Source organism: Candidatus Pelagibacter sp. Uisw_094 (assembly GCF_047729535.1).
Lineage (GTDB): Bacteria > Pseudomonadota > Alphaproteobacteria > Pelagibacterales > Pelagibacteraceae > Pelagibacter.
The window spans coordinates 1,225,933-1,246,438 of record NZ_CP159823.1 but is presented as its reverse complement, the minus strand read 5'-3'; the positions used below and the strand labels follow the sequence as shown (position 1 = coordinate 1,246,438).

The following is a 20,506-nucleotide window of genomic DNA, read 5'->3' as shown; positions in this document are numbered from 1 at the left end:
AAAAAAAAATAGTCTAAATTATGAAAAAAATTTTAATTACTAGGAAACTTTTAAAAGAATCTGAAGAAAAAGCCTTAAAAACATTTGATTCAAAACTTAATGGCAATGATGAGTTATATTCTCAGTCAAAACTTATTGAATTAAGTGAGGGCTATGATGCAATATTAACTTCTTTAACTGATAAGATGGATGAAGATACTATAAGCAAACTACCAGATAGTATTAAGGTAATTTCTAATTTTGCAGTTGGTTTTGGAAATATTGATTTAGAAGCAGCTAAAAAAAGAGGAATAGCAGTAACTAATACGCCAGAAGTTTTATCGGACGCTACAGCTGAGATTGGGATTTTATTAATTCTTGGAGCATGCAGAAGAGTTCCAGAAGGTATTCAAGCTGCAAAAGAAAGTAATTGGAAATGGTCAGCAGATTATTTGATTGGAAAACAGTTAACAGGTTCAAGACTTGGAATTTTAGGTATGGGAAGGATAGGACAAAAGATTGCAAAAATAGCAAAATCTTTAGGTATGATTATTCATTATCACAACAGATCAAAACTAAGTGATGAAAAAGAACAGGGTGCTATATATCACGATAGCATCAAAAGTCTTTTTGGAGTTTCGGATGTATTGTCTATTTGTTGTCCTGCAACAAAAGAAACAGAAAATTTGATTAATAAAGAAACATTAGAATATTTTCCAACAGGTGCTGTTATAACAAATGTAGCTCGTGGAGATATTGTTGATGATGAAGCTTTAATTGATGCACTAAATAGAAGAAAAATTTATGCAGCAGGACTTGATGTTTATAAGGGTGAACCGAATTTAAATCCTGGTTATCTTAAAATAAAAAGTGCATTCATATTACCCCATCTTGGAAGTTCGACTAAACACACAAGAATTGCTATGGCTAATCTAGCTATAGACAATATTGATGAGTTTTTTAAAACAGGAAATTGCAAAAATAAAGTAAATTAGTTTCTTTATAATTTTCAATTATGAATAAAGTTATTCTGCCTAGACAAAAAGCGATAACTATATTTTTAGTTTTCGCTCTAGGTTATTATATTTCTAATTTATTAAGAGCAATTACAGCAACCATTTCGCCTAATCTTATATCAGAATTTAATTTATCAGCTGGAGATTTGGGACTTTTGGGTGGTGGATATTTTTTAGGTTTTGCTGCTGTCCAAATTCCACTAGGATACCTATTAGATAACAAAGGTCCAAAAAAAATAGTTTCATATTTTTTACTTATAGCGGTATTGGGCATGATCTCATTTTCTTTATCAGATAATTTTATCACACTCCTATTATCAAGAATTTTAATTGGAGTAGGTGTGGGTGCTTGTTTGATGGGTCCATTAACTGCTTATAGAATTTGGTATCAAGACGAAACACAGCAAAGAGCAAACTCATGGATGTTAATGGTAGGAGCAATTGGAATGCTCTCTTCTAGTTTACCTGTACAATTTTTTTTACCAATAGTTGGATGGAGAATGATATTTATCACTTTAGCTCTATTAACTATATTTTGTATTATCTTAATTATTTTTTTTATACCTAATTGGAATAAAGCAAACACCCAAAGTAATTCAAAGGATAATGGTTCTTTAAAAGAAATTTGGAATAATAATTTTTTTAAAAGTTTAGTTCCAATGGGATTTTTTAATTATGGTGGATTATTTGCTATTCAGACACTTTGGGCAGGACCATGGATGGTTAAAGTTTCTGGATATACACCTGAGCAAAGTGCAAATGGTCTTTTCATAATTTATTTTTCTCTTTTAATATCATTCCTATCTTGGGGTTATTTAGTTCCTAAAATTTCAAAAAATGTTTCAGATGCAATAAGATTATTGAAATTTGGTGCGCCGTTAAATTTAATTGTACTAGCTTTTATAATTTATCTTGGACCTAAAGCAGGGGCATATCATTGGGCTTTTTTTGCAGTAAGCTCTGTTTTTTTATCTTTAACCCAACCAGCGGTAGGTATGGCTTTTTCATTTTCGAATACAGGAAAAGCACTGACTTCGTTTAATTTACTTCTTTTTATTGGAGCATTCGCACTTCAATGGATTATTGGGGTAATTATTGATTTAACTATGAACTTAGGTTTTTCAGAAATTTTAGGCTTTAGATTTGCTATGATATTTTTTTTATTAACTTCTTTTTTTTCTTACTTATTTTTCTTAATAAAAAATTCTAAAAATTAATTTTAATTTAAGTGTTTGTAAATTGTTGTACGTGAAACACCAAGCTTTCGAGAAACTGAAGTTCCATCAGAAAAGGTAAACCTTTATATTCCTCCAGAGAAATGTTGTGTGTATGAAGATGAAAAATTAATATAGATAGATTTAAAGCCTACTATTTACATGCTTATTTCCCGTATATATTAAGTCATCAATTAAGGTATAGTTAATTTATGAATTTTAGACTAACCAAACTTAAAGAAAAATTATTTCCACTGGATTAAACATGGTTTTAAATGTTACTAAAAAAATTAATTTAAGTACTGAAGATCTAAAAAGACAAAAAAACATAATTAGCAAATTAAACCTAGCAAAACTTCCTTTCGATATATCGCCAGATAGAATGTGTGCTCTTAACTTAGAAATGGCCAGACATTCAAGTGCTGTCTTAAAGTACCAAGAGGATAAATCTGGTATTAAATGGATTTTTTCTTCAATTAAAAAATATAAAGTTTTTTTAATAATATTTGAATCTAATGAGTTAGGAGAAGAGATATATAAAGAAAAAATTTCTAGCAAGCTACCAGAGTATTCTTATAAAACAGTTGCTCAAATAGTTGATGATGGAATAAAATTAAATTTTTTTATTAAATTGGATGCAAGATCAAAAACAACAACAGATCAAAAAATTAGGAATGTTAGACCTTCAGAGGAAGTTATTATTGAATTTATAAACTGGAAAATTGACTTACTAGCTTCTTTAATGAAATTCAAACAAGATTTAATCAATTAGGGTTAGTGCAATACCAACCCTAAATTTAAGGGTCTTTAACGATTATAATATTTAATTATAATCAAGAGTTGTTTATTTAAAAAAAATGCCTTTAAAAACTAGAATTACTTACGGTAATTTTTTGCTTATAATATTAAAAAAATAATCTTTGGATAAACCAATAAAAGCCAATAGATGCGATAATCATTGAAATCGGTTTAGTAACTCTATTTTGGTACCATGATTTTTTTTGGAATAATAGTGCAATAAAAATATATGAAAAAATAATTACACTGATTTGACCAAGCTCAACTCCAACATTAAAAGAAATTAAACTTGAAATAAATAGGTTTGTTGAAATTCCAATTTCATTCAAAACTCCTGCAAAACCCAAACCATGAAGTAGACCAAAAATAAAAATTATATAGGGTCTTGTTCTTCTTATACTTTCAGTAAACAAATTTTCAATTGCTATAAAGCAAATAGATAGAGCAATGATTGGTTCAACAATAATTGCTGGAATTGTTATTATTTTTAGTGCACCCAAGAACAAAGTAATTGTGTGGGCTAAAGTAAAAATTGAAACTTGTAAAACTAAAGGCCTCAGTTTTGGAGATAAAAGAAATAACGCTAGTACAAATAAAATGTGATCCAAACCTTTTGGTATAATGTGCTTAAATCCTAGCAAGGTATATTCTTTAACATTTTGAAAAAGTCCCACCTCTATTTTATTCTTTATACTAAACCATTTAGATTGTTTACCCCCCTCAATCAATTCAGTATAGAGAGGTTCATTATGAATTGAATTAATACGTAAAATAATTGATCCTAAATTTTTATCCCAATAAAATTTAAATCGTTCTTCTTTAATATTTTGAATATCAAAAGTAACAGTAGTGTCTCTAATTATGTCAGTATTACCCACTTCTGGTATGACTACGCTTATCAAGGTTAAGTTTAAATTTGAAATATTGGATGTTAGATTAATTTTATTATTAAAATTTTTGATCTTAGAGTTAAATTGATGCAGTAAAACTGCTGGGTTCATTCTTCTTAAATCCTTATATTCTTCAGATTTTTCAGAATTTTCTGTATTAGAATGTTTTGTTTCTATGCCTGCAATAATAGCTTCTAAATTTAATTGGATTGATAGATTTGCGTTTGTGATATTATCTTCCTCATAAATATTAAGATTTGCAATTGCTGGACGCAGTTCGTGAGCATAAGATGATTTAATAAAGAATAGTATGAATATAAATATCTTAAAAAACATTAATTTATTAAAGCAGTTTCTATATTTATTTGTAATCATATTTTTAGTAACTTTTTTAAAAATTAAAGTACATGCGCACGAGTTATGGCTTGAACCAATTAATTTTAATTTTAATAACAAGGAATTATTTAAAACTAATATTAATATTGGTCAAGATTTTATGGGTTCTCCTTTTGGGTTTTATAGCCCAAATAAAAAAAGCCTATATTTAGAAAGTAGAAATAAAGTAACACAATTATCACAGAGGGATGGAGATTTTCCAGCAATTCAAATATTAATTTCAGAGCAAGGATTTCATGTTTTAAACTATGAAACTAATAATGAATTCTTAAAGTATGACTCTGTTGAAAAGTTCGAAGATTTTGTAAAAGAACAGGGCCTTCAAAGCACTATAGATAAGTTTGATAGAAATAAAATTCCTACAGAAAATTATAGAAGGTTTGCAAAAGTATTAATTACTGATGGAAATAAAGGTTTTTTTATTCAAAAATCAAAATTAGATTTTGAAATTATTGCCTTGAGCACACCTTACAAACTTAAGAATAGTTTTTTTGAATTTCAACTTTTTGAAAAAAATAAGCCATTAGGAAACTGGCAAATTACTATTTTTAGTAAAGATGAAAATAATACTTATAAAGAAAAGATCAAAACCAATTCAAATGGAGTAGGAAAAATAAGAACTATTGAAAATAGAACTTATTTATTAAGTGCTGTTAAGCTAAATAAAGCAAATTATTTCCAAAAACTTAAATTCAAATCAGATTGGTTTAGTTTGTGGGCAAGCCTAGTAATAAAAAAATAAACGTCTTAATACACTTGTTGGTTGTATACATCTTTGTCTCTACCTAATATTAAGCTTATAATCATGGTTTATTTTATAACTTGGAGTTAAATATTCCGTAGACACTCATATCTAACTGTAGGTAGTATGAGTTCGGTTAATTAACTAATAATAAGGGAGAGAAATAATGATTAAAGATAAAAAATCTTTGAGGGCTACAACACCTTCAAGACGTAAGTTCTTTAAAGCGGCAGCAGTCACAGGTGCAGCAGCAGCAACAGCTGTAGCAATGCCTAATATTGCAACTGCAGGATCTCACGCTACTGTATTAAAGATGCAAGCTGCTTGGCCATCAGGTGCAAACATCTTTTTTGAAATGGCGCAAGACTACTGTAATATGGTTAGTGACATGTCTGGTGGATCACTTAAAATTGATCTTCAGCCTGTTAACTCAATTGTTAAAACTTCAGAAATTGGAGCAGCGGTAAGCGATGGAATAGTTGATATGGGTCACTGGGTGACTGCATATTGGTATGGTAAAAACGCTGCAGCTTCACTTTTTGGAACTGGTCCTTCATACGGAATGTCATCTCAAGAAGTTATGGGATGGATGGAACGTGGTGGTGGAAGAAAATTATATGAAGAAGCAGTAGCTAGTGTTGGATATAACTACACTGGATTCTTTCATATGCCTATGCCAGCACAACCTTTTGGTTGGTTCAAAAAGAATGTAACTAAAGTATCTGATGTTAAAGGTATGAAGTATAGAACAGTTGGTCTAGCGACTAACGTTTTAACTGCTATGGGAATGGTCGTAAGACAATTGCCAGGTGGTGAAATCCAACCAGCAATGAAAACTGGTTTGATTGATGCTGCAGAGTTTAACAACCCAACATCAGACTCACAGTTTGGAATGCAAGATGTCTCTAAACACTATCACTTAGGAAGTTTTCACCAATCTCAAGAGATGTTTGAAATTCCTATGAACACGAAGAGACTAAAAAGCCTTTCACCTGCTCATCAAGCTATCTTAAAAAACGCTGCTTATGCTGCGAATACAGATAACTACTTCAAAGCACTTGTTAGATATTCTGACAGTTTAGCTATGTTGATGAACGAGCATAAGGTTAATGTTTACCAAACGTCTGATGCCATTTTAGCTGAACAGTTAAAAGGTTGGGATAAAATTGTTGGAGAGTTCTCTGCAAAAGATGCATTCTTCAAGAGGGTTATCGATTCTCAAAAAGCATATGCTAAGAAAGTAATGAAGTACTTGCTGATGAATCAGCCTAATTACAAACTAGCTTATGAAAATGAGTTTGGTCCAATTGGAAAAGTTAAAATCTAATTAGCTTTTAAATAATTTAAAAGAGGGGAGTTTTGGCTCCCCTTTTTTTATAGTACAGTTTTTAAAAAATTAGGGTATTCTATTTAAATCATGATGAGAGCTTACATAAAATTTGCTGACACATTAAGCACTTCAATAGGTAAAGCTTTTTCTTGGTGTATTGTCATTTTAATGGGTGGAACTTGCTATGAAGTAACAATGGCATATATATTTAACAAACCAACACTTTGGAATTTTGACTTTAGTATGCAGATGTATGGTGCAATATTAATGATGTCAGGTGCTTATTGTTTGGCAACGGAATCTCATGTCAGAGGAGATGTGATTTACAGGTTATTCAAACCAAGAACACAAGGTTGGATTGATTTAATACTTTATTTTATTTTCTTTTTTCCTGGCGTAATAGCTTTAGCATTTTATGGATTTGAATATGCGGCACTTGCTTGGAAGATAAAAGAAACTAGTTGGAGTAGCCCAGCACAGATTAATATTTATATGGCAAAATCCTTGATACCAGCAGCAGGAGTATTCTTAACTATACAAGGAGTTGCTGAAGTATTTAGATCAATCATTTGTATTCAAACGGGACATTGGCCTGCAAGAATGGTTGTTGCAGAAGAAACAGAACAAATTTTAATGAGAACAGCTCAGGACGAGGATCAAAAAGATGTTATTTAGTTTAACAAATCCGGAAGTAGCTATCTTCATGATGGGGATATTTTTATTTGCGGTACTATTAGGGTTTCCAATTGCATTTACTTTAATGGCGATGGGAATAGGCTTTGGATATTATGCTTATTATGATCCTGTTTTAATGGATCATATTTTTGATAATAGAATATTTTCATTATTTGTAAAAAATACCTACACAGTTATGGATAATAATGTCCTCACTGCAGTCCCCCTCTTTTTATTTATGGGGTATTTAGTTGAAAGAGCTGGAATTGTATCAAAATTATTTTTTGCAATAAGACTTGCAGCTCATAGATTGCCAGCTTCAATGGCAGTAGCTGCATTAATAACTTGTACTTTATTTTCTACAGCAACTGGAATTATTGGTGCTGTTGTAACCTTAATGGGCTTACTTGCTTGGCCCGCAATGGTTAAAGCGGGATATGATAAAAAATTTGCATCAGGAGTAATTTGTGCTGGGGGATGTCTGGGTATTTTAATACCACCAAGTATTATGTTAATTGTATATTCAGTGATTGCACAATTATCACCTTTAAGATTATTTGCTGCAGCAATTTTCCCAGGACTTTTACTTGCAAGTTTATATATAGCTTATGTTGTAATCAGAGCTTGGATAAATCCATCAATTGCACCCAAGCCAGATGCAGCGGACATTCCACCAAGAGCAGAGATTTTAAAAGAAGTACTAGTTTCTTTTGTCCCTCTTTTTGGCTTAATAATGTTGGTACTTGGAACAATTCTGGCAGGTATAGCAACACCAGCAGAGGCAGCAGCAGCAGGAGCATTTGGAGCAATACTCTTATCCTGGTTTTACAAAACTCTTAAGTGGCAAAGTTTTAAAGAATCTGTCTTTCTAACAGCAAAAACCACAGCAATGATTATGTGGTTATTTATTGGTTCATGGACTTTCTCTTCAGTCTTTTCTTATTTGGGTGGTCATGAAATTTTTGAGCATTTTTTCAAATCAATAGAAATAACAACTTGGCAATTCTTAATTATTACACAAATAATAATTTTTCTTTTAGGATGGCCGTTAGAATGGACTGAAATCTTAATTATATTTGTACCAATATTTTTACCGTTACTTGAGGTATTTGATGTTAATCCATATTTCTTTGCAATGTTGATTGCTCTTAATTTACAAACATCTTTTTTGACACCACCCATGGCCATGTCTGCCTATTATTTAAAAGGTGTACAAAAAAACAATGTTGAGCTGATGGAAATATTTGCAGGAATTATGCCATTCTTGGGCATAGTAATATTTGCAATGTTCCTTATGTATATGTTTCCAGGTATTGCTTTGTGGCTACCAGAAACATTATTTGCAAACTAGGTAATTTAAAATTATGAACATATTTTCTCTTACAACTAATAAGCTAGTAGAACATTTAAAAACAGGCCAAATTTCCTCTGTAGAAGTTTGTACACAATATATTGAAAGAATTGAAAAATTTGAAAAAGATATCAATGCTTGGGAATATTTTGATAAAAAAAAACTTTTAGAAAAAGCAGAAGAAGCGGATGAACACAGAAAATCAGGAAAGCCTCTAGGTTCTTTACACGGACTACCCATTGCAGTTAAGGATATAATAGGTACTTTTGAAATGCCTACTGAATGTGGAACTCCATTAAGAAAAAAAATGCCTAGTTCTCAAGACTTCTGAAGTTGTTAATTTACTTAAAATTGCAGGAGCAATAGTTATGGGAAAAACTGTAACTACAGAACTTGCATATTTTCACCCAGGCAAAACCACTAACCCTCACGATAATTCAAGAACACCTGGTGGATCTTCAAGTGGTTCTGCAGCTGCAGTTGCAGCTCATATGGCACCACTATCAATTGGATCACAAACTAATGGATCAATTATTAGACCTGCTTCTTATTGTGGGGTTGTTGGGTATAAACCATCTTATGGACTAATCTCTCGAAGTGGAGTTTTAAAACAGTCAGACAAGTTAGATCACATAGGTGTTTTTGGAAAAACTGTTGAAGATGTTGCCTTATTAACAAAATCATTAATTAAAAAAGATTTATATGATAGTTCAACTATTCATTATTCATCTGATGAAATGCTAAAAGTTTGTAAAAAAGGACCATTATACGAACCAAAATTTATCTTTTACAAAACTAAAAATTGGAAAAATGTAGATAAAGAATCCCAAAAGTCTTTTGAGTTTTTTATAAAAACATTCAAAAAAAATATTGAAGTATTTGATACACCTTCATATTTTGATGATATTCCAAAATACCATAAAATAATTCATGAAACAGATATGGCTAATAATTTCCAAGGTTATTACAAAAAATCTAAGAAAAAACTTTCTAAAGAAATGGTTGGTGCCATCGAAAGAGGTTTAAAATACTCAGCAAAAGATTATGTTGAAGCAATGGACTTTATGAAAAGAAGTTACGAATCTTTTAAAGAAGTGTTTGAGGACTATCATGGTGTGTTAAGCCCATCCACAACTGGGGTTGCACCTAAGGGTTTAAAGAGTACAGGCAGCCCAGAATTCTGCACTACTTGGACTTATATGGGTTTACCTTCTATTTCATTACCTTTACTTACAGGTGCTAATAATTTACCATTAGGAGTTCAGTTAATTGGAGACAAGCTAGATGATTTAAGATTTTTAGGTGTAGCCAATTGGTTAGAAAAAAATTGTAAAAAATATGCTAAATAATATAACAAAATTTCTAGGTACTTTTCTTGCTGCAATTTTTCTTATCGGTTTAGCGACCACATTGACAAGATCATCAATGATAGGTTTTTGGGATGTATTGCCAGTATTTATTTTGATGGCTATTGCAATTTTTATGATGGTCTACGAAGCCTTTTTCGACAAAAACTAATTTTCTACTTGTAGTGAATAATTCTAAAAATAATTATTTACCTTTTCTATTATTATTTATCCAGCCAATTTTTATGGCTAGCAATTTGATAGTTGCAAGAGGAGGAGTTGAGTATGTACCACCAATTTCTTTAGCTTTTTGGAGGTGGGCAGCTGTCTTCTTAATGTTACTCCCTTTTACTTTTATCTCATTAAAAAAAAATTTTAAATTTGTAAAAAAAGAATACAAAAGAATATTTTTTATTGGATCAATGGGCTGTGGTGTTTGTGGAGCTTTTCCATTTTTAGCAGGACAAACGACGACTGTTACTAATATGGGAATTATTTATTCATCATCTCCAATATTTATAATTCTAATCTCCTGCATTTTTTTTAAAGAAAAAATAAATTTTCTTAGAATTGTTGGTCTGGCTTCTTGTTTAATAGGTGTTTTTGCTATCATTATTAAAGGTGATTTATCTCTGTTAATTAGCCTAAAATTTACAATTGGTGATTTATGGATGCTAGCTTCTTCTATTGGGTGGGCTCTCTACTCTATTTACTTATTTTACTGGAAAACTAATTTAAAAATTTTTGATAGATTTACTTTGATTGCTTTTTTCGGTGTAGTGAGTTTGCTTCCATTTTATTTAATAGAAGAGACTTTCTTTGTAAGAACTGTTTTTAATTCAGACTTTTTTATGTGGGTTTTATTTGCAGCTATCTCACCAGGAATTATAGCTTTCACGTTATATACAATGGCCCAGAAAAGTCTTGGAGCATCAATTACTGGTTTCACTTTATATATTTTTACCGTCTACAGTGCTATTTATGGTTATTTATTTTTTAATGAGCAGTTAGAGTATTATCATTATTTAGGAACCAGCTTAGTTTTTGGTGGAGTTTATTTAGTTAAAAAAAAAAGTAAATATGAAAAAAAAAATTAAAGAGTATTTATTGAAAATAATTTTAATTATACCGATAGCATACTTTTCTTTACTTTTTATTATATTTATATTTCAACGAAACTTATTATATGAGCCAAAAGAAAATAATTACTTTGGTGACGAATTAAAAGTTAAAATAGAAAAAGTAAAAATTAAGACGAGTGATAATTTTGAATTACTTGGATGGTTTCATGAAAAAGATCTTAGCAATTTTAAAACTATAGTTTTCTTCCATGGCAATGCAGGAACATTAGAAAATAGAATACATAAAATTAATCATTTTAAAGACATGAATATAAATTTCCTAATAATTTCTTGGAGAGGATTTAGTGGAAACTTAGGCAAACCATCAGAAAAAGGTTTATATGAAGATGGTGAAAGTGCAATTAATTGGTTAAAAAGAAAAGGCCTTAAAGATAATGACATTGTTCTGTATGGTGAGTCTTTAGGTACTGGGATCGCAACTCATATTGCTCAAAACCATAAATTTGCAGGCGTTATACTAGAATCTCCATTTACATCTATGGTTGATGCAGCAAAAAATGTGTATCCATATTTTCCAATTAGATTTTTACTTAAAGATAAATACGAAAGTGATAAAAAAATTAAAAATCTTAAGTCCCCAATTCTGATTATGCATGGAGAAGAAGATAAAATAGTGCCATTTTGGATGGGTAAAAAGATGTACAAGCTTGCTAATGAGCCAAAATATTCTTATTTTTCTGAAAAAGACAATCACATGATGGAATATAATGAAAAAATGATTTTAGTTTTGAAAGAATATTTAAAGAGTTTAAATTAAGCCACAATCTGACCAAATAATTTACAAATTTCATTTCTATAAATAGATAGTGAAAAAATTTATTATAACATCATTTTACTTAATATTTATTTCAAGTTCTGTAATTGCAGAAGATATAGAATCTTCAGCAAATACATTTTTTCATATAGGTCAAATGAACTCTCATAATAAAAGTTTTACTCTTTTTTTTAAAACTAGAGATAAAGCTATTTTAGCAAGAGGTGAGGATTATAATTATGTTACAGATTTTCCTCAAGATTTATATATCTATAATTATAAAACAAAAATTTCATTACCATTAATTTCATATGAATGGTTTCCATCACAGGCAAAACATCTCTTAGAAGGTTACGACTATCCAGTTTTCCCAGAAGACTTTGCATACTATCTATTAAAAGATAACAATACTTTAGTAATGATTAGCGCAATTAAAAATATAAAAAAAAATTTTAAATTTGATATTGCTAATAAAAAATTAAATTCCTATCCATCAAATGGTAAGTTTGATTTTATAATTTCATCAATTGCAAAAAATTGTGGACATTCAAATCTTAAAGAAAATTATAAATGTAGTTACTACAAGCCTTTAATCTCTAATAACCTGATTAATTAATTTGAGTAAATGCTTCAGCAAATTTTTCTGCATTAAAAATTTGTAAATCATCTTCTTTTTCACCAAGTCCAAGTGCAATTATTGGAAGCTTATATTTTTTAGCAAGTGCTAATAAAATTCCTCCTTTTGCAGTGCCATCTAATTTTGTCATTATCAAACCAGTAAGAGGTATAATCTTATTAAATTCTTCCACTTGATTGATAACATTTTGGCCAGAGGTTGCGTCAAGTACCAGGATTACATCGTGAGGAGCATCTGGATCTATTTTTTTAGTCACATGGGCAATCTTTTTGTATTCTTCCATTAAATTTTTTTTATTTTGCAATCTCCCTGCTGTATCAATTAAAACATGACTAAAATCACCCTTTAATGCTTCTTCAATTGCTTTGTAGGCAACTGATGCGGGGTCAGATCCTTGAGTAGACTTTGTAATTTGTACATCGATTTTACCAGCCCAGCTTTCTAATTGTTCTATAGCAGCTGCTCTAAACGTATCACAGGCAGAAAACATAACTTTGTTACCATTAGATTTTAAAATTTTACCAACCTTTCCAATAGTTGTTGTTTTTCCAACCCCATTAACTCCTGACACTAGGACTGCGTTGAGTTTTTCTTTTTTATTAAAAAAATTCTCATTTTCCAAAGGTTTCATTAAAGTGATTATATAGTCTCTTAGAATTAAATTTACCTCATTCATAATATCTTTTTTTGGGTCAATTTTTTCTTGAGCAATAATTTTCTTAATTTCTTCAGCTGCAACAAGACCAACATCAGATTGAATCAAATATTCTTCAATTTGATCTAATGTTTTGTCATCTATTTCTTTTTTTACAATTATATCTCTTAAACCAGATGTAAATGCAGAAGCGCTTTTTTTAAAACCAATTTTAAATTTATCAAAAATTCCCATTATAATTTAATATCAATATTTTTGATATCAGACACAGGTCCTTTCATATGAATGCTATTTTTCTCATCAATAGAAATTGTTAAATTACCTAATGCAAATTCTATATTGGTGGTTTTTTCTACTAGATTATTAATATTAGCTGCAACAGCTGTTGCACAAGCTGCAGTACCACAAGCCTTGGTAAGTCCAGCTCCTCTTTCCCAAACTTTTACTTTTATTAAATTTTTATTCACAACTTTAGCCAGGGTCACATTGCATTTTTCTGGAAACAGTTGATGATTTTCAATTTTTGGACCAATACTTTGTAAGTCAAATGCTTCAATATCGTCTACAAAAAAAATTATGTGTGGATTGCCAACATTTACAGCTGTACCACCAATATGTTTAGTGTTATTTTTATCTACAATTTCAATTTTTAAGTCTTGTGTATCTAGCTGCTTACTTAAAGGAATCTCCTCCCAATTAACTTTTGGTATACCTATTTCAGTTTCAACTAAATTACTTCCTAAGATTTTTGATTTTAGAGAGCCAGAAGCTGTTAAAAGCGTTATTTCTTTTTTACCACTTTCTTTTGATAGAAGGTCTGCCACACACCTAGTGCCATTTCCACAAGCACCAGATACACTTCCATCTGAATTATAGAATTCTACATCTGCATCTATTTCTTTATTTTTCTTAATTAGAATGAGTTGATCACATCCAATGAAACTACGATCACATACTTTAATTATTTGATCTTTGTTTAAATTGAAGTCCTGGCTTCTTTGATCAATAATTACAAAATCATTGCCCAAACCATCCATTTTAAATGCTTTAATATCCATATGTAGATATTTAACTTATTTATTGACTTTTTGAACCTCTATTATAGGTTGTCTTCGTTTCCACAAAAACGTTAAATTTGTGGTGTCTTTGGAGACAAAGAGATCAACACTAGTCAGCGATATTCGCCCACTAGTGCGAAACTGCTGTGCGTAATAAATATGTTTGAAAACTTAACAAATAAATTCGAAGAAATTTTTTCTTCTTTAAAAAAAGCAGCTTCACTTGATGAGAATCAAGTAGATGAAGGCCTAAGAAGTATTAGACAGGCTTTATTAGAAGCCGATGTGTCTCTAGATGTAACTAAAGATTTTATAAAAAAAGTTAAGCCAAAGGTTATGGGTCAAGAAATAATTCGATCAACCTCCCCAGGAGATATGGTTGTTAAAATTGTTTATGACGAACTAGTAAGCCTTTTAGGTGAAAGCAACACAGATATTAATTTAAATGCAGTTCCGCCAGTTCCAATGATGCTGGTAGGTCTTCAAGGTTCTGGTAAAACCACTACAACAGCAAAATTAGCCAAATATTTAGAAAAAAATAAAAAGAAAAAAATAATGATGGTCAGCCTTGATGTGTATAGGCCAGCTGCACAAGAACAACTAAGATCATTAGGAGAACAAAATGATATTTTAACACTACCTATTATTGAAGGGCAGCTACCAGCAGATATTTGTAGAAGAGCAGTTAGTGCTGCAAACCTAAATGGTGCAGAGATTATATTATTTGATACAGCAGGCAGAACACAAATAGACCTTCAGATGATGAGTGAGATTAAACAAATAGAAAGTATAATTAACCCAACGGAAGTATTTTTAGTTGCAGATTCTTTAACGGGACAAGTTGCTGCAGAAGTGGCAAAAGAATTTAAGAATACTGTAAATTTGACAGGTATTGTTTTAACAAGAGCTGATGGTGATGCAAGAGGTGGTGCGGCCCTTAGTATGAAATATGTTTCTCAAGTGCCAATTAAGTTTTTAGGGGTAGGAGAAAAAATAGAAAATTTAGAGGTTTTTCACCCAGATAGAATAGCTAATAGAATATTAGGTATGGGAGACATCGTTTCTCTTGTCGAAAAAGCTGCAGAAGATCTTGGTGAAGAGAATATAAAAAAAGCAGAAGAGAATTTAAAAAAAGGACAATTCTCTATGGAAGATTATTTAACACAGCTTAGACAAATGAAAAAAATGGGAGGCATAGAAGGAATTATGTCGTTTATGCCAGGTGTTTCTAAAATGAAATCACAAATGGATGCTTCGGGAATTGATGAAAGCGTTATTACTAAAAATGAAGCAATCATTTTATCTATGACAAAAAAAGAAAGAGGAAATCCTAAAATCATTGATGGTTCTAGGAAAAAAAGAATTGCTAATGGCTCTGGAACAGATGCGGCCACTATCAATAAATTGCTTAAGCAATTTAAAATGATGTCTGAAATGATGAAGAAGATGTCAAAAGGAAACCTGAAGGGTATGTCTGATAAAGGAATACCTCCAGAGCTACTAAATCAACTTAAATAAAAAAAGGAAAAGAAATGATAAAAATAAGACTATCAAGAGGTGGAACAAAGAAAAGACCAGTATATAAAGTAGTTATAGCCGACAGTCGTCGTGCAAGAGATGGAAGATTTATTGAGAAGGTAGGATTCTTTAATCCTCTTTTACCAAAAGATAAAAAAGAAAGAGTAGGACTAGAAGCAGAAAGAATTAAATATTGGTTAGGTCAAGGTGCTCAACCAACTACTAGAGTTGCAAGAATTTTAGGTGAAAATGGTATTATAGCAATGCCTGCAAATGGTAGTAATCCAAATAAAGCTATTCCTAAAAAAGAAAGAAAAAAAGAAGGAGACGAAGTAGCTCCAGCAGCAGCAGCTCCAGCAGCAGAAGCTCCAAAGGAAGAAGCTCCTAAAGCAGAAGCAGTTCCAGCAGCAGAAGCAGCTCCAGCAACAGCAGCTCCTAAAGCAGAAGCAGCTCCAGCAGCAGAAGCAGCTCCAGCAACAGCAGCTCCAGCAACAGCAGCTCCAGCAGCAGAAGCTCCAAAGGAAGAAGCTCCAAAGGAAGAAGCTCCTAAAGCAGAAGCAGTTCCAGCAGCAGAAGCAGCTCCAGCAACAGCAGCTCCAGCAGCAGAAGCTCCAAAGGAAGAAGTTAAATAGTTGGATTCATGTGGCAAGCTCAGATATTCACACTCTATCCTGATTTTTTTCCTGGCCCTTTAAGTAAAGGGCTATATGGAAAAGCTTTAACAAATAAAATTTGGGATTTAAAAGTTGTAAATATTAGAGAGGCCGCTGAGGATAAACACAAAACAGTAGATGATACTCCTTTTGGAGGTGGATCTGGAATGCTATTGAAAGCTGACATCTTAGCAAAATCTCTTGATGAAAATAAAAAAGAAGGTGAAAGAATTTTTTATTTATCACCAAAAGGAAAAAAGCTTGATCAGAAATTGGCACTAGAACTATCTAAAGAAAAATCCATTAGTTTAATTTGTGGTCATTTTGAAGGTGTTGATGAAAGATTATTATCTACAAGGAATATAGAAGAACTTAGCATAGGAGATTTTATTTTATCTGGAGGTGAAACCGCAGCATTTGTTGTGTTGGATAGTGTTCTTAGGTTGCTTCCAGGTGTCTTGGGAAATGAACGTTCAAAGACTGACGAGAGTTTTGAGAATGGGCTTTTGGAGTACCCCCAATACACAAAACCTCAAATTTGGGAGGAAAAAAGTGTTCCAGAAGTGTTATTATCAGGAGATCACAACAAAATTAAAGACTGGCGTTTATCACAATCAGAGGCTATAACACGCGTCCGAAGACCAGATTTGTGGGAAAAATATAAGAAAAACTAACCTAATAAATACTACTATGAAAACAATTGAAGAAATAAACCAACATAACGTTAAAAAAATACTAGCTGAGAAGAAAATTCCAGATTTTTTTCCAGGAGACATAGTAAAAGTTGGTGTTAGAATTACAGAAGGTAAAAAAGATAGAATTCAATATTTTGAAGGTGTGTGTATTGCTAGAAAAAATAGAGATTTAAACTCTTCATTCACAGTTAGAAAAATTTCATTTGGTGAGGGTGTTGAAAGAACATTTCCACTGTATGGTACTGTTATAGATACAATTACAGTTATTCGTCATGGTAAAGTTAGAAGAGCAAAATTATATTATTTAAGAGATAGAACCGGTAAATCAGCTAGAATTGCTGAAAGGATTAGAAAAAAAATTGGTATAGAAGTTGATGTGAAACCAAAAATGGTAACTGAAGAAACTTCAGCACCAATAGCAGTAGAAGCGGAAAAACAAACAGAGGTTCAAGCAGAACCTGAAAAACAACCAGAAGTTCAAGTAGAACCTAAAACAGAAAAATCAGAAGAAAAAAAATAATTTTTTTTTCAATGCCTTTAACTCTTTACGATAAAATTTGGAACGATCACCTAGTAGATCAGCAAGATGATGGCACGGCATTATTATTCGTTGATCGACATTTAGTACATGAAGTTACAAGTCCACAAGCTTTTGAAGGATTAAGAAACTCTAATAGAAAAGTTAGACAACCCGGCTTAACTCTAGCAGTTGCAGATCATAATGTTCCAACTACTGATAGATCTAAAGGAATAGCAGATGTGGAATCTAAAATTCAAGTAGACACTTTAGAAAGTAATTGTAAAGAATTTGGAATTCAGTATTTAGGAATGAATGACAAGAGACAAGGAATTGTTCATATCATTGGTCCAGAACAAGGTTTTACACAACCTGGAACAGTAATTGTTTGTGGAGACAGTCACACAGCAACACATGGCGCATTTGGTGCTTTGGCATTTGGAATTGGTACTTCCGAAGTGGAACATGTCTTAGCAACACAAACATTGGTTCAAAAAAAAGCAAAGAATTTTAGAATTAATGTTAATGGAAAACTTCCAATTGGTGTTACCTCTAAAGATGTAATTTTACAAATTATAGGAAACATTGGAACTGCAGGAGGAACAGGGTCGGTTATTGAGTATGCTGGCAGTCTAATTTCATCTTTAAGTGTAGAACAACGAATGACAATTTGTAATATGACTATTGAGGGAGGAGCAAGAGCAGGATTAATTGCTCCAGATGAAAAAATATTTGAATATTTAAAAGGTAAACCGATGTCTCCAAAAAATGAAAATTGGGATAAGGCTATGAAATATTGGGAAAGTTTAAAAACTGATGATGGAGCTAAATTTGATAAAGAAATAGATTTAGTAGCAGAAGACATTTTACCTATGATTACCTGGGGAACTTCTCCACAAGATGTAATCACCATAGATGGCAAAGTTCCAAATCCTAAAAATGAACAAGATGAAGACAAAAGGAACTCTTTAGAAAGGTCATTAAATTACATGGGTTTAGAGGCCGATACACTAGCTACAGACATTAAGATTGATAAGGTTTTTATAGGAAGTTGTACGAATGGAAGAATTGAAGATTTAAGGGAAGCTGCGAAAATATTAAAAGATAAAAAGAAAGCATCCCATGTTCATGCAATGGTTGTTCCAGGCTCAGGCTTAGTTAAAGAGCAGGCAGAGCAGGAAGGCCTAGATAAAATATTTATAGCTTCAGGTTTTGAATGGAGAGAGCCCGGTTGCTCAATGTGTCTTGCAATGAATGCAGATAAATTAAAACAAGGAGAAAGATGTGCTTCAACTTCAAACAGAAATTTTGAAGGAAGACAGGGTAGAGGTGGAAGAACACATTTAGTCAGTCCTGGAATGGCAGCAGCAGCTGCAATTTCTGGAAACTTAGATGATGTTAGAAAGTATCAAAACTAAAATGCAAAAATTCAACTCACTTACAAGTATCCCAGTATATTTACCAATAGTAAATATTGATACAGATATGATTATTCCAAAACAATTTCTTAAAACAATTAAAAGAACAGGGTTAGGAAAAAACTTATTTTTTGAAATGAGGTATGATGATAATGGAAATGAAATAAAAGATTTTATTCTAAATCAAGAACCTCACAATCAATCAAAAATCTTAATTGCAGGAAAAAACTTTGGCTGCGGTTCATCAAGAGAGCATGCGCCATGGGCACTTTTAGATTTTGGAATTACATGTGTGATAAGCTCTAGTTATGCTGATATTTTTTACAGTAACTGTTTCAAAAATGGAATTTTACCAATTACTTTACCAGAAGAAAAAATAAAAGAATTATCAGAATATTCAAAAAGAAAAGAAGAAATTTCAATAGACCTAAATGAAGAAAAGATAATTTTTGGAAATAGTGAAATCAAGTTTGACATTGATCCTTTTAAGAAAAAATGTTTATTAGAAGGGCTTGATGATATTGCGCTGTCATTAGCTAAAAAAGAAAAAATCACAACCTTTGAAGAAAACTTAAAAAATAGTAAACCATGGATATTTAATGATAAAAATTAAAAAAAGAAAAATTTTACTTCTACCTGGGGATGGTATTGGACCTGAAGTTATTCAAGAAGTTAAAAAAGTTATTTTATGGTTGAATTCAAATAAATCTCTAGATTTTGAAATTGATCAAGATTTAGCTGGTGGTTGTTCTTATGATAAACATGGAACACCAATTACAGATGAAGTTTTTTACAAAGCTTTAGAAAGTGAATTTGTTATGCTGGGTGCAGTTGGTGGACCAAAATGGGATAACTTAGATTTTTCAAAAAAACCAGAAAGAGCCTTATTGAAATTAAGAAAAGAATTAAAACTATTTGCAAATTTAAGACCTGCAATTTGTTTTGAGCAATTAGTTGACGCCTCAACCCTAAAACCAGAAATTGTATCTGGATTAGACATTATGATAGTTAGAGAATTAACAGGTGGAATTTATTTTGGTGAGCCAAGAGGAATTAAGCCAATAGAAAATGGTGAAAGAAAAGGGATTAATACCCACTCATATACAACTAGTGAAATAGTTAGAGTAGCAAAAGTAGCTTTTGATCTAGCAAGAAAGAGATCAAATAAGGTTACCTCATGTGAAAAGTCGAATGTAATGGAAGCTGGACAACTTTGGAAAGAAGAAGTTCAAGAACTACACGACAAAGAATATAAAGATGTAGAATTAAGTCATATGCTTGCTGATAATTGTGCAATGCAATTATTGAAAAACCCAAAGCAATTTGATGTAATTGTTACTGACAATTTATTTGGAGACATGCTTTCCGACCAAGCCTCAATGTTAACGGGGTCTCTAGGACTATTACCATCAGCTTCTTTAGGTGCAAAAAATAAAGATGGGGAAATGAGAGCTATGTATGAGCCTATTCATGGTTCAGCACCAGATATTGCTGGAAAAGAAATTGCAAACCCAATTGCATCAATTTTAAGTTTTGCAATGGCCTTAAGATACTCATTGGATTTAGATAGTGAAGCTGATGCTTTAGAAAAAGCTGTGCAAGATGTCTTAAATGATGGCCTTAGAACAAAAGATATTCTTTCTGAGGGGAAAAAAGAAGTATCAACATCAGCTATGGGTGATGCGATAATTTCAAAATTGCAATAATTAAATAATTATTCTA

General features: G+C 31.4%; 21 protein-coding genes and 1 pseudogene. 19 read left to right on the top strand and 3 right to left on the bottom strand.

All coding sequences use genetic code 11. The annotated features are described in order from the left end of the window. Window positions 1-20: 20 nt before the first annotated feature. From ABXT72_RS06785 to ABXT72_RS06775, 3 genes are all read left to right on the top strand, one after another. Complete coding sequence (locus ABXT72_RS06785; protein WP_415278185.1) at window positions 21-974, top strand: 2-hydroxyacid dehydrogenase; 954 nt, start codon at window positions 21-23, stop codon at window positions 972-974. 20 nt (window positions 975-994) lie between these two features. Beyond that, the gene (locus ABXT72_RS06780; RefSeq protein WP_415278184.1) at window positions 995-2,212 is read left to right on the top strand and encodes an MFS transporter; all 1,218 of its coding nucleotides are present in this window, start codon (window positions 995-997) and stop codon (window positions 2,210-2,212) included. 262 nt (window positions 2,213-2,474) lie between these two features. Next, window positions 2,475-2,981, top strand: a complete 507-nt coding sequence (locus tag ABXT72_RS06775) for a hypothetical protein (protein ID WP_415278183.1) — start codon at window positions 2,475-2,477, stop codon at window positions 2,979-2,981. A gap of 133 nt (window positions 2,982-3,114) precedes the next feature. Here ABXT72_RS06775 and ABXT72_RS06770 read toward each other — a convergent pair whose 3' ends face one another. Next, window positions 3,115-4,233, bottom strand: coding sequence for a HupE/UreJ family protein (locus ABXT72_RS06770; protein ID WP_415278182.1), 1,119 nt, complete (start codon window positions 4,231-4,233; stop codon window positions 3,115-3,117). Here ABXT72_RS06770 and ABXT72_RS06765 point away from each other — a divergent pair. The 9 genes and pseudogenes from ABXT72_RS06765 (at window position 4,208) to ABXT72_RS06725 (ending at window position 12,249) form a co-directional block, all read left to right on the top strand. Continuing rightward, window positions 4,208-5,035 carry a DUF4198 domain-containing protein gene (locus ABXT72_RS06765; RefSeq protein WP_415278181.1) on the top strand — a complete coding sequence of 276 codons (828 nt, stop codon included), beginning with the start codon at window positions 4,208-4,210 and terminating at the stop codon, window positions 5,033-5,035. The two genes, ABXT72_RS06770 and ABXT72_RS06765, sit on opposite strands and share 26 nt — an antisense overlap. 166 nt (window positions 5,036-5,201) lie before the next feature. Further along, entirely contained in the window at window positions 5,202-6,362 is a 1,161-nt protein-coding gene (locus ABXT72_RS06760) for a TRAP transporter substrate-binding protein (protein ID WP_415278180.1), read from the top strand. 93 nt (window positions 6,363-6,455) lie between these two features. Further along, complete coding sequence (locus ABXT72_RS06755) at window positions 6,456-7,040, top strand: TRAP transporter small permease subunit (protein WP_415279175.1); 585 nt, start codon at window positions 6,456-6,458, stop codon at window positions 7,038-7,040. After that, on the top strand, window positions 7,030-8,391 hold the full coding sequence (locus ABXT72_RS06750; RefSeq protein WP_415278179.1) for a TRAP transporter large permease: 1,362 nt from the start codon (window positions 7,030-7,032) through the stop codon (window positions 8,389-8,391). Before ABXT72_RS06755 ends, ABXT72_RS06750 begins: the two co-directional genes overlap by 11 nt. A 10-nt stretch (window positions 8,392-8,401) precedes the next feature. After that, window positions 8,402-9,740 (top strand): annotated as a pseudogene (locus ABXT72_RS06745) (amidase). After that, window positions 9,730-9,909: a hypothetical protein gene (locus ABXT72_RS06740; protein ID WP_415278178.1), complete on the top strand. Its 180-nt coding sequence runs from the start codon at window positions 9,730-9,732 to the stop codon at window positions 9,907-9,909. The pseudogene ABXT72_RS06745 and the gene ABXT72_RS06740 overlap by 11 nt, the downstream one beginning before the upstream one ends. A gap of 13 nt (window positions 9,910-9,922) precedes the next feature. Then, complete coding sequence (locus tag ABXT72_RS06735; RefSeq protein WP_415278177.1) at window positions 9,923-10,834, top strand: DMT family transporter; 912 nt, start codon at window positions 9,923-9,925, stop codon at window positions 10,832-10,834. Further along, a complete protein-coding gene (locus ABXT72_RS06730) occupies window positions 10,818-11,636 on the top strand; it encodes an alpha/beta hydrolase (RefSeq protein ID WP_415278176.1) in 819 nt (272 codons plus the stop codon). The genes ABXT72_RS06735 and ABXT72_RS06730 overlap by 17 nt, the downstream gene beginning before the upstream one ends. A gap of 49 nt (window positions 11,637-11,685) precedes the next feature. Continuing rightward, window positions 11,686-12,249, top strand: coding sequence for a hypothetical protein (locus ABXT72_RS06725; RefSeq protein WP_415278175.1), 564 nt, complete (start codon window positions 11,686-11,688; stop codon window positions 12,247-12,249). On the opposite strand, the gene ftsY is transcribed toward ABXT72_RS06725, so the two are convergent. Next, a complete protein-coding gene (gene ftsY / locus ABXT72_RS06720) occupies window positions 12,242-13,159 on the bottom strand; it encodes a signal recognition particle-docking protein FtsY (RefSeq protein ID WP_415278174.1) in 918 nt (305 codons plus the stop codon). The two genes, ABXT72_RS06725 and ftsY, sit on opposite strands and share 8 nt — an antisense overlap. Further along, window positions 13,159-13,983, bottom strand: a complete 825-nt coding sequence (gene dapF, locus ABXT72_RS06715) for a diaminopimelate epimerase (protein ID WP_415278173.1) — start codon at window positions 13,981-13,983, stop codon at window positions 13,159-13,161. The genes ftsY and dapF overlap by 1 nt, the downstream gene beginning before the upstream one ends. A gap of 159 nt (window positions 13,984-14,142) precedes the next feature. On the opposite strand from dapF, the gene ffh reads away from it, so the two are divergent. Genes ffh through leuB form a run of 7 tightly spaced genes read left to right on the top strand, consistent with a single transcriptional unit; the run spans window position 14,143 to window position 20,490 of the window. Continuing rightward, entirely contained in the window at window positions 14,143-15,501 is a 1,359-nt protein-coding gene (gene ffh, locus ABXT72_RS06710) for a signal recognition particle protein (RefSeq protein WP_415278172.1), read from the top strand. 14 nt (window positions 15,502-15,515) lie between these two features. Next, on the top strand, window positions 15,516-16,133 hold the full coding sequence (gene rpsP, locus ABXT72_RS06705; RefSeq protein ID WP_415278171.1) for a 30S ribosomal protein S16: 618 nt from the start codon (window positions 15,516-15,518) through the stop codon (window positions 16,131-16,133). 8 nt (window positions 16,134-16,141) lie between these two features. Continuing rightward, on the top strand, window positions 16,142-16,828 hold the full coding sequence (gene trmD, locus ABXT72_RS06700; protein WP_415278170.1) for a tRNA (guanosine(37)-N1)-methyltransferase TrmD: 687 nt from the start codon (window positions 16,142-16,144) through the stop codon (window positions 16,826-16,828). 16 nt (window positions 16,829-16,844) lie between these two features. Beyond that, window positions 16,845-17,369 (top strand): 50S ribosomal protein L19, encoded by a 525-nt coding sequence (gene rplS / locus ABXT72_RS06695; protein WP_415278169.1) that lies wholly within the window; start codon window positions 16,845-16,847, stop codon window positions 17,367-17,369. Between the two features lie 11 nt (window positions 17,370-17,380). After that, complete coding sequence (gene leuC / locus ABXT72_RS06690; protein ID WP_415278168.1) at window positions 17,381-18,784, top strand: 3-isopropylmalate dehydratase large subunit; 1,404 nt, start codon at window positions 17,381-17,383, stop codon at window positions 18,782-18,784. Window position 18,785: 1 nt separating this feature from the next. Next, window positions 18,786-19,397 carry a 3-isopropylmalate dehydratase small subunit gene (gene leuD / locus ABXT72_RS06685; RefSeq protein ID WP_415278167.1) on the top strand — a complete coding sequence of 204 codons (612 nt, stop codon included), beginning with the start codon at window positions 18,786-18,788 and terminating at the stop codon, window positions 19,395-19,397. Then, window positions 19,384-20,490: a 3-isopropylmalate dehydrogenase gene (gene leuB / locus ABXT72_RS06680; RefSeq protein WP_415278166.1), complete on the top strand. Its 1,107-nt coding sequence runs from the start codon at window positions 19,384-19,386 to the stop codon at window positions 20,488-20,490. Before leuD ends, leuB begins: the two co-directional genes overlap by 14 nt. Window positions 20,491-20,506: the final 16 nt, after the last annotated feature.

Coding starts and splice junctions, on each gene's coding strand:
- ABXT72_RS06785 (WP_415278185.1), top strand. CDS start 21: ATGAAAAAAATTTTAATTACTAGGAAACTTTTAAAAGAATCTGAAGAA.
- ABXT72_RS06780 (WP_415278184.1), top strand. CDS start 995: ATGAATAAAGTTATTCTGCCTAGACAAAAAGCGATAACTATATTTTTA.
- ABXT72_RS06775 (WP_415278183.1), top strand. CDS start 2,475: ATGGTTTTAAATGTTACTAAAAAAATTAATTTAAGTACTGAAGATCTA.
- ABXT72_RS06765 (WP_415278181.1), top strand. CDS start 4,208: ATGAATATAAATATCTTAAAAAACATTAATTTATTAAAGCAGTTTCTA.
- ABXT72_RS06770 (WP_415278182.1), bottom strand. CDS start 4,233: ATGTTTTTTAAGATATTTATATTCATACTATTCTTTATTAAATCATCT.
- ABXT72_RS06760 (WP_415278180.1), top strand. CDS start 5,202: ATGATTAAAGATAAAAAATCTTTGAGGGCTACAACACCTTCAAGACGT.
- ABXT72_RS06755 (WP_415279175.1), top strand. CDS start 6,456: ATGAGAGCTTACATAAAATTTGCTGACACATTAAGCACTTCAATAGGT.
- ABXT72_RS06750 (WP_415278179.1), top strand. CDS start 7,030: ATGTTATTTAGTTTAACAAATCCGGAAGTAGCTATCTTCATGATGGGG.
- ABXT72_RS06740 (WP_415278178.1), top strand. CDS start 9,730: ATGCTAAATAATATAACAAAATTTCTAGGTACTTTTCTTGCTGCAATT.
- ABXT72_RS06730 (WP_415278176.1), top strand. CDS start 10,818: ATGAAAAAAAAAATTAAAGAGTATTTATTGAAAATAATTTTAATTATA.
- ftsY (WP_415278174.1), bottom strand. CDS start 13,159: ATGGGAATTTTTGATAAATTTAAAATTGGTTTTAAAAAAAGCGCTTCT.
- dapF (WP_415278173.1), bottom strand. CDS start 13,983: ATGGATATTAAAGCATTTAAAATGGATGGTTTGGGCAATGATTTTGTA.
- ffh (WP_415278172.1), top strand. CDS start 14,143: ATGTTTGAAAACTTAACAAATAAATTCGAAGAAATTTTTTCTTCTTTA.
- rpsP (WP_415278171.1), top strand. CDS start 15,516: ATGATAAAAATAAGACTATCAAGAGGTGGAACAAAGAAAAGACCAGTA.
- trmD (WP_415278170.1), top strand. CDS start 16,142: ATGTGGCAAGCTCAGATATTCACACTCTATCCTGATTTTTTTCCTGGC.
- rplS (WP_415278169.1), top strand. CDS start 16,845: ATGAAAACAATTGAAGAAATAAACCAACATAACGTTAAAAAAATACTA.
- leuC (WP_415278168.1), top strand. CDS start 17,381: ATGCCTTTAACTCTTTACGATAAAATTTGGAACGATCACCTAGTAGAT.
- leuD (WP_415278167.1), top strand. CDS start 18,786: ATGCAAAAATTCAACTCACTTACAAGTATCCCAGTATATTTACCAATA.
- leuB (WP_415278166.1), top strand. CDS start 19,384: ATGATAAAAATTAAAAAAAGAAAAATTTTACTTCTACCTGGGGATGGT.